The sequence below is a fragment of the Paenibacillus sp. J22R67 genome, assembly GCF_059692175.1.
The window spans coordinates 132,020-148,276 of the sequence record NZ_JCAUAX010000008.1 but is presented as its reverse complement, the minus strand read 5'-3'; the positions used below and the strand labels follow the sequence as shown (position 1 = coordinate 148,276).

The 16,257-nt window shown below is 44.6% G+C and carries 10 protein-coding genes; 7 read left to right on the top strand and 3 right to left on the bottom strand.

Going from position 1 to position 16,257, the window contains the following annotated elements; translation table 11 throughout:
- Positions 1-8 precede the first annotated feature (8 nt).
- The 6 genes from AC58VC_RS26545 to fdhD all read left to right on the top strand — a co-directional run bounded on the left by AC58VC_RS26545 (position 9) and on the right by fdhD (position 13,078).
- Positions 9-464 carry a CBO0543 family protein gene (locus AC58VC_RS26545; RefSeq protein ID WP_497373003.1) on the top strand — a complete coding sequence of 152 codons (456 nt, stop codon included), beginning with the start codon at positions 9-11 and terminating at the stop codon, positions 462-464.
- Between the two features lie 132 nt (positions 465-596).
- Positions 597-1,835: a TolB family protein gene (locus AC58VC_RS26540; protein ID WP_497373001.1), complete on the top strand. Its 1,239-nt coding sequence runs from the start codon at positions 597-599 to the stop codon at positions 1,833-1,835.
- A gap of 776 nt (positions 1,836-2,611) precedes the next feature.
- Positions 2,612-7,951, top strand: a complete 5,340-nt coding sequence (locus tag AC58VC_RS26535) for an S-layer homology domain-containing protein (RefSeq protein ID WP_497373000.1) — start codon at positions 2,612-2,614, stop codon at positions 7,949-7,951.
- A 565-nt stretch (positions 7,952-8,516) separates the two neighbouring features.
- The gene (fdhF, locus tag AC58VC_RS26530; protein ID WP_497372998.1) at positions 8,517-11,507 is read left to right on the top strand and encodes a formate dehydrogenase subunit alpha; all 2,991 of its coding nucleotides are present in this window, start codon (positions 8,517-8,519) and stop codon (positions 11,505-11,507) included.
- Complete coding sequence (locus AC58VC_RS26525; RefSeq protein WP_497372996.1) at positions 11,482-11,967, top strand: helical membrane plugin domain-containing protein; 486 nt, start codon at positions 11,482-11,484, stop codon at positions 11,965-11,967. Before fdhF ends, AC58VC_RS26525 begins: the two co-directional genes overlap by 26 nt.
- A 295-nt stretch (positions 11,968-12,262) precedes the next feature.
- Positions 12,263-13,078, top strand: coding sequence for a formate dehydrogenase accessory sulfurtransferase FdhD (fdhD, locus tag AC58VC_RS26520; RefSeq protein ID WP_497372994.1), 816 nt, complete (start codon positions 12,263-12,265; stop codon positions 13,076-13,078).
- A gap of 43 nt (positions 13,079-13,121) precedes the next feature.
- Here fdhD and AC58VC_RS26515 read toward each other — a convergent pair whose 3' ends face one another.
- Positions 13,122-13,700 (bottom strand): TetR/AcrR family transcriptional regulator, encoded by a 579-nt coding sequence (locus AC58VC_RS26515; protein WP_497372992.1) that lies wholly within the window; start codon positions 13,698-13,700, stop codon positions 13,122-13,124.
- 174 nt (positions 13,701-13,874) lie between these two features.
- Here AC58VC_RS26515 and AC58VC_RS26510 point away from each other — a divergent pair, with 174 nt between their 5' ends.
- Entirely contained in the window at positions 13,875-14,615 is a 741-nt protein-coding gene (locus AC58VC_RS26510; RefSeq protein WP_497372990.1) for an SDR family oxidoreductase, read from the top strand.
- 107 nt (positions 14,616-14,722) lie between these two features.
- Here the strand turns inward: AC58VC_RS26510 and AC58VC_RS26505 are convergent, their stop codons facing one another.
- Positions 14,723-15,127 (bottom strand): Rrf2 family transcriptional regulator, encoded by a 405-nt coding sequence (locus tag AC58VC_RS26505; protein ID WP_497372988.1) that lies wholly within the window; start codon positions 15,125-15,127, stop codon positions 14,723-14,725.
- A gap of 166 nt (positions 15,128-15,293) precedes the next feature.
- Positions 15,294-16,232, bottom strand: a complete 939-nt coding sequence (locus tag AC58VC_RS26500; protein WP_497372986.1) for a magnesium transporter CorA family protein — start codon at positions 16,230-16,232, stop codon at positions 15,294-15,296.
- Positions 16,233-16,257 lie beyond the last annotated feature (25 nt).

The following is a 16,257-nucleotide window of genomic DNA, read 5'->3' as shown; positions in this document are numbered from 1 at the left end:
TGAAAATCATGCTGTTAAACATTATTGTAGGATTTTTAATCCCCTGGGTGTTTGGCATCTATCTGTATAGGAAGTCTCGCATTATTGTTTTTCTTATAAGCCCAATTACGGTCACAATAGCAGGATTAATCAATGATACGGGCTATCATTTGGAATTCTGGGACTTTACTCCATTGATTGAAAATGATGAGACACTTTCGGCTCTTCCGCTTGATTTAGGTCTTTATCCCGTTATGGCGGGTTATATGATTTATTGGATTAGGAAAAATAATCGACATGCGCTCCTGAAAATAGGCTGTTTGTGCCTAGCTACGACTTCGCTGGAATATTTGGCGTTTATTTTTGGCAAAGTAGAATACAGCAATCACTGGAATATAGGTTGGACCTTTGTATCCTATATACTTGCTTATGGCTTAGTTTATTTGTATTACAGGCTTTTGGTAAGATACGGCTATTTCAAATGATAAACTCTTAATTGCTCTTCGGGCCTTTGGTCAGTGTGAGTTGTTAAGAGTTTTTTTGTTGTTATGTATTCAGGAATAATTTGGATCAACATGTTAAAAATACTCCTGTAACAATTGAAGTGGAGGTAACGGATGAAAATAAAAATGATAGTAGTCAGCCTGTTGATTTCAGTTTTATGGTGTAAAGTCGGATTTGCTGAACCCAAGCATTCCATACAAGCTGCGTTTGTACGGGGCGGAGATCTATGGGTCAAAAAAGAGGATAAGGAGCTCCAAGTCACTCTAAATCAACTGGTGAGCGAACCCAAATGGTCGTCTGATGGGAAGTTCATTGCCTACTCTCTTGCCCTCGGAGAACAGAAGCATGAGATATGGGTGTATAGCTTGGAGATGAAAAAACATAACCGTGTGTATCCAGGCGGTGACAATTTTCAGTGGTCTCCCAATAGGAATGATCTTGCTTTTAAAATAGATGGCGTTTTGAATATCGCAAAGGTTAACCGTGATAAAGTGGAACCCTTTAAGAACGTAACACGGGGTGTGGATAACTATTCGTGGCTACCTGATGGCAGTGGATTTCTGGTATCATCACCTGCTCAGCTGCGGCCATCGGGGTGGACGAATGTTGAACTCTATATGGTTCCGACAGACGCCAAAATGGACCCTAATAAGAGCAAACATTTTTATACGCTTCCTACGGAATCACCTAGCTTTTTTGCCGTCGGCACAAGCCTATTCAAGTGGTCGAATGATAAGAAATGGATCTCGTTTACCGCGAATCCAACGGCATCTTTGTCAGCTGACGGCAATGCCTTATGTGTGTTGTCTTCGGATGGCAATCAGTTTCAGCAGATGGATAACATGCTGCATTACCCGCAATGGTTTGCATGGTCACCTACGAAAGCTAGACTTGCTTATATTGCAGGAGAAGGCCGAATGGCCGTGCAGAATAAGCATTTGAAGCTCAAGGATCTCCCTGCTATGAAGCCTGCTTCGTTTACGCCGCAAGGATTCGCCGATCGTGATTTTACATGGGAAAATGACCGAATGATTATTGTTTCAAGGTCTAAGGAGTCCAAAGAGGATGGCGATTGGCCGCTTCCCGCCTTGTATCAGGTGAGCCTTTCAAATAAAGAGCAGAAGCAACTCACTAACCCACCGGAAAAAAACGGAGACTTCGGACCGTACATGCTCAGGAAGAGTAATAAACTGACATGGATCCGGTCCGATGGCAAACATGCGGAAGTGTGGAGATCGAATCCAGATGGGAGTTATGCGGAGATCTGGATCCCTCAGTTGGATGTAGGCGTTCCTTATTATGGATGGAGTAACTGGAGCACGGTTTTGGCCTGGTATGAGCCTCATCGATAGTGTCAAATTACAAGCAGCCCGTTCGCTGACCATGCTTCGGATCTCACAGGTTTGTTGCAGAAGGCGGACGAAGCGATGTATGAGGTAAAGAGGAGTGGGAAGAATGCGATTTCTATCGCGGCTAATTGAGTGTGTTAAATGGAGTAGAATAAAAGAAGGTTGTCTCAAAAGGTAAATACCTTGAGAGCAGCCTTTTTTTATTTTTCCTATTGATTTATGGTGAATAATTGGATTAATTATGGTCTTTCACGGATGAAACTTCATGATGCTGACGAAGTAATAGTTTACATAATTTTTACTTGTTCAACGAGATGTCACAATTACAGTCGTGTAATTTTCTGCATTATGAATTTTTTTTGACTACATGTATATAAAGTTGCGATTTCATATATCTATTGCGGACCTGATCTCGTCGTGATTAGAATTCTTTGTCGTCGCCTATGATAGCGTTTTAAATGAAAATATAAAAGGGCAGTTTCATATCCTAATCATTCATGAAATACCATGTTATGTGCATAAATGTTCTGAAACTGCTTAGTAACGATGTAGTTTCGCACAATTTTTTGTGAGATTCTTGTTCCTTTTTACAAAATCAACATGTTTCCTTTCCTTCGATTGTATTGAATGAAGCCTTATTAAGTCGTATAGTACCGTATTGTAAAAAGTATAGTTAGGAGGGAAAAAGAAGTAGGAAAGCTTATTGCTCTTCCAGATTAAGCGCTACATCTTTATTCATGTTTTTAGTAACCGTCTTACACGATTGAAGGGAGAGTTGTATGAAAAGAATCATTAGAAACAAAAAATGGCCGGCGATGCTGCTGGCACTCGCGACTGTACTGAATGTATCAAGCATTGGCGCTTTGACGGTCAATGCAGCTCCGCCGGGCGACGTTAACGTACTGAGAAGCGAGAAAGTTTCCTCCGGCGTCCACTTTACTACGGAGGAATACAGTAACTACTATAAACCGAACAATCGAGTCGTCGTTAACCGTCTGGATATTAATCCGAAAGATTCGAACACGAAGATCATCACTGCCAAGGCATACGATACCATCAGTGCCGTGGAAACAATCGGCGATCAGGCAAACCGGGAAATTTTGAAAGGCAATCAAGTCATCGCCGGAGTCGACGGTGATTTTTACGATATCGATCCGGTATCCGGAAATCCGCTCGGGTTAATGATGAAGGACGGCGAGCTGATTGTAAGCCAGATGCCAGGCGATAACGATCGTATCAGTTTTTATATGGATACCGCAAATAAGCCCGAAATTAAGGAGGTTCATGCTGAAGGAACATTCTCGGTTACGGGGGCTGTCTACGGCGTAAACCTGCTTAACCGAAACCAGGCTGTCAATAACGCTTTAGTCATCCATACAAGCAAAGTTACGAAAACACGTAAAATGACGCATAACTACGCTACGGACAAAGGCAAGTCCGTGTTCGCGTTGATCCGCGTGGGCAATAATTTCGACGGCGTTCATCCGGGGCAAACTTACACGGGTACCGTCGTTAACGTAACGTCGACAGAAGGCTTCGATATTCCCGACGACTCCGTCGTTCTGGAAGGCGTAGGCACGTCGAAATCAATCGTCCAGGCGTTGCAGACTAACGCCGAGGTTAGCTTTAAATACGATTTATACGCAGGTAATGATGCCGCGAACCAAGATATCTTGAACAATAATATCGTGACTTCAATCACCTCTAACGCTTGGCTTGTACGTGACGGCGTAGCGGTGACGACCGGAGATCCGGCCGCTAACGCGCGTACAGCATTAGGTATGAGGGCAGATGGAAGCCTTGTCGTGGTAACCGTAGACAAACCAAGCACTAGTTATACGGGGAGCGTTGGAACAGGTCTTCCCGATCTTGGGAAATATTTATTAGAAGCGGGAGCCGTCAATGCACTTAATCTGGACGGCGGCGGTTCGACGGAGATGATCGTACGCCAAGCAGGCAGCGATCGTCCGGTAACCATAAGCCACCCTGGCGATGTCAATGGCTCGAGACTCGTTTCCAGCTCCTTGTTATTCGTCAGCACGGCGACGAAAGGCACGACGGTCGGAAACGTGGTCGTCGATAAGAACGTGACGCTTTACACCGGCTCGAAATACGATTTCTCCTATCGTTTGGCGGATGAATTCGGCAATCCGATCTCCAACGGCAACCGTCCCGCAACTTGGGCGTCGACCATTGGGAGCGTCGACCCGAACGGCCATTATATCGCGAATACCGGAATCGGCGCGGGAGAAGTCTCCTCGACAGTCGACAACGTGAAGGGAAGCGCGAAAGTGTCGGTCGTGGATGCCGTGGCTACCCTTGCTTTGACGAGCACCAACGTGGTTATGAACAATAACGCGAAAAAGCAGTTCGGATTTGTGGCTACCGATGCAACTGGAGGGCAGGTTTACATCGACCCTTCCGTGGCAACGTGGAGCCTTTCCGGCAGTATCGGTACCGTGAACGAGAGCGGTTTGGTCACTTCCAACGATAGTAACGGAACAGCAACGCTTACGGTAACGGTTGCGGGTAAGACGTTAACAACACAAGTTACGGTCGGTATCAAAGAGCAGGTCATCGACAATTTCGAGACGTACCCGATCGAAGGTTACCATCTAGGCGGCTACGCTTATGGTAATGTAGATCAATACGCAGGAAGCGCCGGAACGAGCCCTTTCTTGAGCCTATCCACGACGGTCAAACATTCGGGCGACAAAAGCTTCAAAATGAGCTATGACACATCCAAATGGACGAATAGAAGCTTGAACGGAACAATGAACTGGTTACCGCATTGGTCTAGCGTGGCGCAAATGGACGCAACGTACAAGACCGACGTATACCCGAAGAGATTCGGCATGTGGGTATACGGGGACGGCAAAGCTCCTTGGCTGAGGGCGATTTTTAGAGACGGCACTCCCTCGAACAAGACGCTCGACTTGACCACGGAGACGGATGATATAAACTGGGTTGGATGGAAGTATATAGAGGTACCTATCCCTGAGGGCTGGCAGCTGCCGATTCGTCTTAACTATGTATATATGGTTGAGACAATAAAATCGAAGCCAGCATATTCCGGATCGGTCTATTTCGATGATATGAAATTCATCTATACGGACGAGGTTACGGATACTAGCGGTCCGGAGTTTACCGAGACAAGTCCTTCGTCGGATGGCTTGTTCAGCAATACCCTTGATTTCTCGACTACGATTATCGATAGTCTCTCCGGGGTAGACGAGAACAAAATAACGGTTAAAATCAATGACGTGGATTATAAGGATTACACGTACGATAAAGTCACGGGTCGTCTTAGCTTCAAGCTGGAAAATCTAACCCAAGGGGATTACAGAGTATTCGTAGACGCCTACGACAAAGCGTTAACTCCCAACGAATCAGTTCCATATATCGACAAAACGTATCATGTGGATTTGACTCCGGACGAGGAAGCTCCGACGATGACAGACGTAACTCCTACGCATGACGTCAAAGTGAAAATTCCGACGCCGAGGGTCACGTTCAAGCTTTTGGACAGCAAATCTCAAGTGGATCCGGCGAGCATTTCCGTTCGGATGAATAATATCGAATTGCCTGCTTATTACGACGCCAACACGGGTTGGGGATATGCCGAACCGACAAGCGACTTGGCGAATGGCGAGTATGCCTTAAGAATCAATGCTCGGGATAAAGCCGGGAACGCCATGCCGACTTATAAGGATCAATTGTCTCTAGCCTCGATCCCGCAACCGCAAGATGGAGATAACTTCAAAATCTCGCTTATTCCGGATACACAAGGCAACGCGTTTACCGATAAATTGTTCGCTAAGGTTGCAGCGGATGATAGTTCTTTAGTCATGCACATGGGCGATATCGTAGATGACGGTTCCCAACTGCAATACGATCAAGCGTCGGGCTTCGTCAACAAGTATTTCGGGGACCCAGGTTCTAAACCGTTCTTCGTATTGGCAGGTAATCATGAAGCGTTCCAGAACACTTTGGATATCTATTATAAGAAATTCGGTTCTCCGACGATGCATTTCGACTATGGGGATACGCTGTTCATCATGTTGAACTCTGCCTACATCCAAAGTCTTACCTTGTCGGATTCCACCCAGTTCCATTGGTTGGAAGAAGTTTTGAAGAAGAATACGAAGAAAAACATTATCGTTTTTGACCATGTGATTACGCGCGACGCATTCGGCACCAAGCATGAAATGGATCCGAAGGACGCTGCGAAATACGAGTCTATTCTAAGCAATTACAAGCTCGAGCATCCAGATGCGGATATCTACAGCATTTTCGGACATTTGCATTCTCTTCAAACTTGGGATGTCGGCGGAGTCAAATACATCATCACGGGTAACGGCGCCGATAAGACGTACCTTCCGCATAGCGATGGAGATTTGCTGGGCACAGGTAAGATGACGGTTTCGGGCGGCAAAATGAAATACACCTTCGACCCTCTTTTGACGAAGGTTTACATTCATAACGACGCGATTATCTCGGGCAAAATGAACACGGTCATCGGCTCCCAAGTCCAATTGGATTTGTTCGGGGACTTCAGAGAGTATCCTGCTAATTACTTGACTCAAATCAATAACCGCAAATTAGTTGGAATTGACTGGAAGTCCAGCAACGAAGACGTTGCTTCCGTGGATACAAATGGCGTTATAACTTCAAAGTCTTCCGGTACGGCAATCATTACGGCAACATCCGGAGGAAAGAGTAATTCTATTTCGGTCGAGACGGTTAAGCCGGCGGACGTAACACCGGTCAAACTCGATTTGTCCGTTCCTGCGGAAACAGAGGTCGGCGACACATTCATCCCGACGATTAAAGCGACTAACGCTTACGGCGTGGTTTATGCCCTTGACGCGAAGGACGTTACCTTCAGCTTCAAGAACGGAAAGGCACACTTGCAAGATGAGGGAGTTATCATCACAGATGCTGAAGGCGACGAAGAAATTACGGCTACGTTTAGCGGTTTGAATGCGACAGCCATCGCGAAAATCATTGCAAAGCCGATTACGCCTCCAGAGCCAGGCCATGAGGATTCAGGCAATGGCAATCTGGGTAATTCCGGTCCGATCGTGATCGCTCCTCCGACTAAACCGAACGTCGATCTTACCAAGGATAGCGTCGTGAAATCCGATGTATTCGCGGAGCTCGCGAAAGACAAGAACGCGACGATGACGTTCGTGGGCAACGGCTACAAATGGAAAGTCAATGGCTCGGACATCACAAATCCTAACGCTGACGCAGACTTGGGTGTTAACGTCACAAATCAAGCTCCCGCAGGGAAAGTTTCGACCCCTGTTCAAGTCAATAAAAAGAAAGTCGTTATGGGCTTGTCTCTCAACCAAAACGGAGCTCTTCCGGGGAAGATGACGCTTGAAATCCCGACGAGCAAAGAACAAGCAGGCAAAAAGCTGTTCTTCTACGCGGTAAATTCCGCGGATCAAGCTCCTGTACTCGTATCCGAGCTTACTGTGGACGAAAACGGAAACATAGCGATTACTTTCGCTTCCTCGACATCGGCCGAGTACATGCTAACGACGCAAAAGATCTTGGATTTCAAAGATGCTGACGACCACTGGGCGAAATCAGATATCTATTATCTGACTGGCAAAGACATTATCAGCGGAGTAAGCGACAATCAGTTCTCTCCGAATAATGAAATTACGCGTGGCGAATTTGTAAAACTTATCGCAGGTGCCGCTGGTGTGGATGTATCCTCTTATACGAACAGCACATTCGCGGATGTTAAGTCTACCGATTGGTATGCGCCGTACGTTGCATGGGCAGAGAAAAATAAAGTAGTCAATGGAATTGACGCAGAATCTTTTGCACCAAATGCGAAAATCTCCAGGGAGCAAATGGCTGTCATCCTTATCCGATTAACGAATCTCGTTGGATATAAGTTGGAAAGCAACGTAACACCGAATCAGTTTGGGGACGAAGCGAGTATTTCCTCTTATGCTGTTGAAGCGGTGAAATTCGCGCAACAAGCCGGGATTATTAACGGATTGCCGAACAACCAATTTGCACCTGCTAAGAGTGCAACTAGAGCTGAAGCAGCTAAGATGCTAGCGACGTTGCTCAAAGCAATGGAAAAGCAAAATTAAGAAACTCTTGTTTAAATGAAATGATAAAACGATCGCTCTCAAGCATTTACATGCCGAGAGCGATCGTTTTGCATTTGTATTCGATTAATTGCTCGGCCAAACCACGTGGCTGAAATTCCCAGTGGTGAATTTACCTTCTTGAACGCCAATAGCAAACAATCCGGCAGTGAAAGTTAAGGCAGGATCTTTCATATTCTTGGTTCCCTCGCGGTTTTTTTCTGCGTTGCAGAGTTTTGGATTAAACGGAACTATGGTCCGCTATTTCCTTGGAAAATCACGTTTTCCAGGCTAAGGGGGAACTACGTTCCGCTATTTCGCCAATTTTAGCTGAAAAATGCAGCATGTGGGACAAATAAGTCCCTGTAGTTCCGTTAAAAGTGGAAATATCGGGTTTTTCTTAAAATAGGGGACTCCAGTTCCTCTAGTAGGACTCTGGGGTCAATATCTAGCAGAGCTCATGAAGGAAAGGAGAATGAGCATGTATATGATGGAAGGTTACCCTCCAACTTGATAAAGCATACATTTTTTGTTATAGGAAATACTCCCAGTAGAGGGGGTTTTAGTGATGCTTAATGATCTAGAAATGAAGCAATTTTCAATGAAAATTAATGATCGTGAATTTCTCTGTAATCCAACCCAAACGATTCTGGATGTGGCTAAAACCCACGATTATTACATACCTCATATTTGCTTTCACAGCAATTTAGGTCCGATCCAGTCTTGTGATACTTGTATGGTGGAAGTGGATGGAGAACTGAAAAGGGCTTGTGCTACCAAAGCAGAGCCTGACATGCAAGTAGAAAGTAAGTCTATGAAGGCCAAAGAAGCCCAAATGGAAGCTATGCAGCGTATATTGAAAAATCATGAACTGTATTGCACGGTTTGTGATAACAATAATGGCAATTGCATGGTTCACAATACAGCTGAGCATTTGCAAGTTGAGCACTCGAAGTATGAGTTTACGCCAAAACCATATCCGCAGGATACCTCGCACCCGTTCTATCGTTATGAACCGGATCAGTGCATTCTCTGTGGTCGCTGTGTAGAGGCATGTCAAGATCTTCAGGTTAATGAGACCCTAACGATTGACTGGAGTATGGAGAGACCGCGCGTTCTATGGGATAACGGAGCTCCGATCGATCAATCCTCATGCGTGTCATGTGGACATTGTGTAACCGTATGCCCTTGTAATGCTTTGATGGAAAAAACAATGATCGGTGAAGCCGGTTATCTCACTCGTATTCCGAATGATCTTCTGATGCCGATGATTGATCTGACGAAGGAAATTGAGCCTGGTTACCAGGAGATTTTCGCGATTTCGGAAGTTGAAGCAGCGATGAGAAAGTCTAGAATTAAGCGGACGAAAACCGTTTGTACATATTGCGGTGTGGGCTGCAGCTTTGAAGTATGGACGAAGGATCGCAAAATCCTCAAGATCGAGCCGCAGACGGAAGCTCCGGTCAATGGCATTTCGACATGCGTGAAAGGAAAGTTCGGCTGGGACTTCGTGAACAGTGAAGAACGACTGACTAAACCGTTGATTCGAAAAGGGGATACATTCGTCGAAGCATCATGGGAAGAAGCGTTATCTTTGATTGCGGAGAAGCTCCAAGGCATCAAGGATACGCATGGCCCCGATTCGATTGGTTACATTGCTTCCTCCAAATGCAGCAACGAAGAAAATTATCTGTTCCAAAAGTTTGCCCGATCTGTCATGGGGACGAACAATATCGATAATTGCTCACGGTATTGTCAATCTCCTGCCACGGCTGGGTTAATGCGGACGGTTGGAATTGGTGCAGATTCCGGAACCATTCAGGATATTGCGAGCAGCGACTTAGTGATTGTGATTGGGGCAAACCCAGCTGAATCCCACCCCGTATTAGCGACGCGGGTCAAACGTGCTCATAAGCTTCATGGTCAAAAGTTGGTCGTGTTCGATCTAAGAAAACATGAGTTGGCGGAAAGGGCAGATGTGTTCCTTCGTCCTAAACCAAGTACTGATTTAATCTGGCTGAACGCAGTGGCGAAATACATCATCGACCAAGGTTGGGAAGATAAGCCTTTTTTGGACACGAGGGTAAATGGCTACGAGTCTTTCGTTCAGTCGCTTGAGAAATATACGCTCGAGTATGCGGAAGAAATGACAGGACTCACAAAAGAAGAGCTCATTCATTTTGCTACGATGGTTCACGAAGCCAAGTCGGTATGCGCTCTTTGGGCGATGGGAGTCACCCAACATCTCGGAGCGACGGATACAAGCACAGCGATCTCCAATTTATTGTTGGTTACTGGAAATTACGGGCGTCCAGGGACTGGCTCCTATCCATTGAGAGGTCATAACAATGTGCAAGGAGCTTGTGATTTTGGCACGATGCCCTCCTGGTTTCCAGGTTATGAAGCGGTTCAGGATGAGAAGGTACGAGCTCGCTATGAACAGGCGTGGGGAGTTAAACTTCCTGAGAAACCTGGCCTGAATAATCATCAAATGATTGAAGCGATTCATAATGGCAAACTTAAGGCCATGTATTTATTTGGGGAAGATATGGGGCTCGTCGACTCTAATTTGAACCATGTGGATTCCGCTTTTAATAAGCTCGATTTCTTCGTTGTACAAGATATTTTCTTCTCGAAAACCGCTCAGTTCGCGGATGTCGTCTTGCCGGCTTCCCCAAGTTTGGAGAAAGACGGGACATTTACGAACACAGAAAGACGGATCCAGCGGTTTCATCGGGTTTTCGAACCACTAGGCGATTCCAAGCCTGACTGGGAGATCTTCCAAGAAGTTGCCAACCGGCTCGGGGCAAATTGGAACTATACACACCCGAGTGAGCTGATGGCTGAAGCGGCAAGCCTGGCACCACTTTTTGCTGGAGTTAGCTATGAACGGTTGGAAGGGTGGAACAGCTTGTTATGGCCTGTTGCTCCTAACGGGGAAGATACGCATCTATTATTTACAGAGCGGTTCGGATTTCCTGATGGCAAGGCTAAATTGTTCCCGGTAGATTGGACTCCGCCTTATGAGGCGGGCATTGATTTCGACTTGCATTTGAATAATGGACGGCTGCTTGAGCACTTCCATGAAGGGAATATGACGTATAAATCCAAGGGGTTATCGCACAAAGTGCCAAGCGAATGGTTGGAAGTATCACCTGAGCTGGCGGAGGAACGCGGCATTGATAACGGCGCTTTAGTTCGCCTTACTTCGCCCTATGGAAATGTGGAGGTGCGGGTAGAGGTAACTGATCGGGTTAAGGGGAAAGAACTGTATTTAACGATGAATACATCTAACGATCAAGCAGCTGTGAACCGACTGACAAGCAGTTATCACGATAAGGTCACACACACGCCAGCGTATAAAGAAATGAGTGTGAAGATGGAGATTCTGCAGCGTAAAGGCAAGCGCCCCTTACCCGCGGTGAACTACCGATTCGGCAATCGAGTTCCACAAATCGGAATTAGGGTGGAAGAAAAGTGGAAGCGTTCAGACTACATCCCGATACCGGAGATGATTGAAGGAGAGATTTCCGATGGCCAAAGCAATTACACACATTGAAAAGGAAACCCCTGATCCATCGGAAGAAGAGGCGCTCGCGATCAGTCAAATCTTGCAAGCTGCTGTGAATCATCGTGAAGCGTTGCTTGGTTTCATGAACATTTTGGAGGAACTCCAAAAATTAGGGCTTTTGGATGCTATTCAGGGATTGCTGACGAATAGCAAACAAGTTGCATTAATCGGAATGGATCAACTGAATAAACCAGGTGCTCATCGCATTATCAAAAATGGGATGGGGGCTGTTGAATTTCTAAGCCAGATTGACCCTGACAAGCTGCAGACTATGCTCAGAGGCGTGATCACCGGAGTAGACCATGCTATTGATCCGAAGGCGAATCAGAAACAGCCGGGTTTATGGGGGCTCTTCAAAACCATGCGTCAGCCTGAAGCGATGTCGTCTTTAAATATGCTGACGAGATTTCTACAGGGTATGGGTAGGGGATTGAACAAACCTCATTGATTTAAAGAAAGAGGACGGTGCATTATCATGCCGATGAAATGTGAAATATGCGGAAGCGTCGAAGTGCAAGGGGAAGCACCAGATTCTGCTCTATTAAGTGAGCAGGAACACCTCCATATTTGCGCGTCCTGCGTGAAGGATAGGCAATATGAAGGAGATCTTTTTTCGGATGAAAGTGCATGGAGGGAATCAGAGTAACTTCAAAGTGGTACACGAATTCGGTGTCGATCGCAATGATTTGCGCCGAATTCGTGACTTTCTTTTCTGACGGTCAACATCAAATGGGAGGTCGAGTATGACGAATTCCGTGGAGAAATCACGCGAAATAATCCGTTTTAACAACGGCAATATCGTGCGCTTGCAGGATAAGATTGTTACTGAGTACCCTGTTACCATTAAAATTAATGGTGAAGAATTTGCGACGATGGTAAGCTCACCGGAATATATCGAGGATTTGGCAATTGGCTTTCTGGCTTCAGAAGGTGTTATTCAAAGTTACGAGGACATTACGGATATCTGGTTTGAGGAGAAGGCTGGTTTTGTTCATATGAAAGTCAAAAATAAGAACGAATTTTTCCAGAGGTTTCATTCAAAACGCTATATCACCTCCTGCTGTGGAAAAAGTAGACAAGGCTTTTATTTCATGAATGACGCCAAAACGGCTAAAGTGATGAAGGAAACTCATGTTACTTTGACGTTCGAGGATTGCTTTCGTTTGATGACCTTAATGCAAGACTCAGCGAATACGTTCCGAGATACCGGAGGCGTTCACAATGCTGCACTTTGTAATAAAGACGGCATCGTGATATCTAGACTGGATATAGGTCGACATAATGCCTTGGACAAAATTTACGGATTTTGTTTAAAAAACAATATACCATTATCCGATAAAATTATTGTATTAAGCGGACGCATTTCTTCCGAAATCCTGTTAAAGGTTGCGAAGATTGGATGTGAAATCGTCCTCTCCAAATCTGCTCCCACGGAACTTGCTCTTCAATTGGCTGATGAGTTAGGAATCACGACAGTTGGATTTATTCGGAATCATTCTTTAAATGTATACACCCACGCCTCGCGGCTTCAAGGAATGAAAGAATGGATGGAAATTTAATCAGTAGAGGATGTACGCTATTGTGTTGTATGTATCATACAAGTCAATGATTCTTGTATACTTGATTATTTTCAAATAAATTCCTAACCTGATCGCCCATAAATTGCGTGGAATGCGGCATTTGATGGCGAATCCACCACTCCACAATGCCGATAAAAGCAGAGGCCATGAACTGGGCTTTTAACTCATGATCGATATCGGTCTGATTGTCCGGTCTTTCCATTTTCACCATCAAATTGACAGAGATAAAATTCAGCAGTTGTTCCCGGAATAGAAAGACTCTTTGATTGGAAAACATGGCTGAGAAGAAAGGGAAATGATCACGAAAATAATCAAATATCGGTGTGGGGTCCTGCACCATTCCTTGGTCATCCTTATGGGCCTCCCTTTTGGTGCAGAGCGAGATCAATTCGTTGATGTGATCTTCAATGCATTTGTCCAAAAGGTCGTATTTGTCACTGTAATGCAGATAAATGGTGCCGCGGTTAACATTGGCGCGTTCTGCGATCTCGTTGATGGTGATTTGTTCAAAATCTTTTTCCGAAAATAGCTCCAGAAAAGATTTGATAATGGATTGTTTGGATCTGAGAATGCGACGGTCGGTTTTTACTATGGTTTCCATATCTTTCGCTACCTCCTTCCGATAATGAACAATAGTGAGCGTGATGTTGGATATGTAACAAATGCACGCCAATCAACCATTGAGTAATCGGGGCTTCTGTCTATAATATTAATCAACGGCCGTTAAATATTCAACACGCGTTATATAAAAATGAAAACAAAGGAGCGTTTAACGATGGAAAACATACAAGATAAAGTGGTCATTATTACGGGAGCATCCAGTGGAATAGGTGAAGCTACAGCGAAGTTGTTGGCGAAAAATGGGGCAAAGGTGGTATTGGCAGCGAGAAGAGAGGAGCGTCTTCATGCCATTGTTGCTGAAATCAAAGAGGGTGGCGGGGAGGCTGTATCTGTAAAAGCAGACGTCGCTTCAGCGGAAGATATGCAGCAATTGGCCAAGTTTGCACTGAGTGCATATGGCCGAATCGATGTGTTGGTGAACAATGCAGGCGTCATGCCGAGCTCGAGGATGAATGAATTAAGAGTAAGAGAATGGGATCAAATGATCGATGTGAACATCAAAGGCGTTTTATACGGTATCGCGGCAGTACTACCTACTATGAGGGAGCAGCAGGCCGGACATATCATCAATCTGTCCTCCACTTCTGGATATCAAGTGTCACCGACATCAGCTGTTTACGCAGCTACCAAGTTCGCTGTCAGAGCCATCTCGGAAGGACTGCGACTTGAAGAATCTGCGGCTTCGAATATCAGATCAACCGTAATTGCTCCAGGTCTGACGAAGACCGAACTTTTTGATAGCATTACAAGCCCTGAAGTGCAGGCGTTAGCAGGTCAAATAAGCGGCTTAGGGATTGCTCCTAACAGCATTGCCAGAGCCATTGCTTTTGCCATTAATGAACCTGACGACACGCTTATCAGCGAAATCATGGTAAGGCCGACCGCGTTAGCTTAACCATCTCCAAGCAAAAATGAAAGGCTGCCGATAACAAACTATCGGCAGCCTTTTTCTACAATGTGTACATGGTTTCTTGTACGTTGGATACACTTCTAACAAAGGCACTATTTGAAAATATGATAAATAACATCTTGTAGTGTTTTATTTCTAAGCTCATTTTCCATGGCCAATTTAACACTTTCAAAGGTTTTATCTAAGGTTTGTTGAATTTCCCGACCTACTGTACAATTCGGATTGGGATTATCATGGATATTGAAAATCTCTGACTCCAGTTGGACGGATTTATATATATCATATAAGCTGATTTCGCTTGGACTTTTGGTCAATGCAAACCCGGCAACTCCCACTCTTGAAGATAATAAGCCAGACTTTTTCAACATACTCGTAATTCTTCTAATAACAACTGGATTCGTTGAGACGCTTCCTGCGATCATCTCAGACGAAGCCTTAGGGTTCGAATGAACTAAAGACAAAATATGAATAGCAACGGAAAGACGTGTGTTAACCATGAATATCACCCCACAAGGTGTCATAATGAAAGTATGAGGTTTCTTTCTATCCGACACATTTTCCCCATTATAGCAGAAAAATCAGCTTCTAGCTTCTCAACTGTCATGGCGCTGCCACAAGAGGCTATCTCGAAAGGTTCAAAAAGCTTGCTTTACTTTCGTTTGTTCAGAAAAACCTTTTCTTCCAAAAAATAAAAGCAGTTGTACTAGAAAGAAGTATCGAGATCAATATAGCAACCAAGAAGGCATGGGGACCCGTCTGATATGGAATCGGTACGTTCATCCCATAGAAACTTGCAACAATCATTGGCAATGACAATATGATCGTCACAGATGTCAAAAATTTAATCACGACATTTAAATTATTGGAAGTAACGGAAGCGAAAGCATTCATCATGCCGCTTAAAATCGTGCTGTAGGTTTCAGCCACCTCAATGGCTTGCTGATTCTCAAGCATCACATCTTCCAATAGCTGACGATCATCTTCCCCTATTTTCAAAAGGTGATGTCGAAGCATTTTTTGCATAACCATTTGGTTAGATTTCAGTGAAGTCGTAAAGTAAATTAAGCTTTTCTCTAAATTTAGTAATGAGAAAAGCTCTTTATTTTTTTTGGATTGGAGCAATTCATGCTCAATTTCATTCATCATTTTGCTAATTTGCTTCAGATATCTCAAGTAAAGCAGGGTGATTAAATATAGGACTTGAAGTGAAAATCTTGTTTTTTTATTCGTGTAGAATTGCTTCACTTTTTTATGAATAAATTGATTCATGATCGGATGTTCGGTTGAACAGACCATAACAATACAATCGCCGGTTAGAATGATCCCTAAAGGGACAGTCTCATAGATAAGTTGATTTTTCTCGTTTTTGGTGATGTTAGGCATATCAACAATAATTAGCGTATGATTATTTTCTTTTTCAATTCTAGCGCGTTCTTCTTCATCCAATGGAGCTTTAATGAAATCAATTGGAATGCCAAGTGTGCTAGCAACATGAGTCATTTCGTGCCCGCTTGGAGCGACCATATGAACCCAGCACCCATACCCGATCTGATTATTTTTACACAAAATGCCGTTTTCATTATTGGAATAGATGTTGTACATAAGATCGCCTCCTCTGTATGAGGAA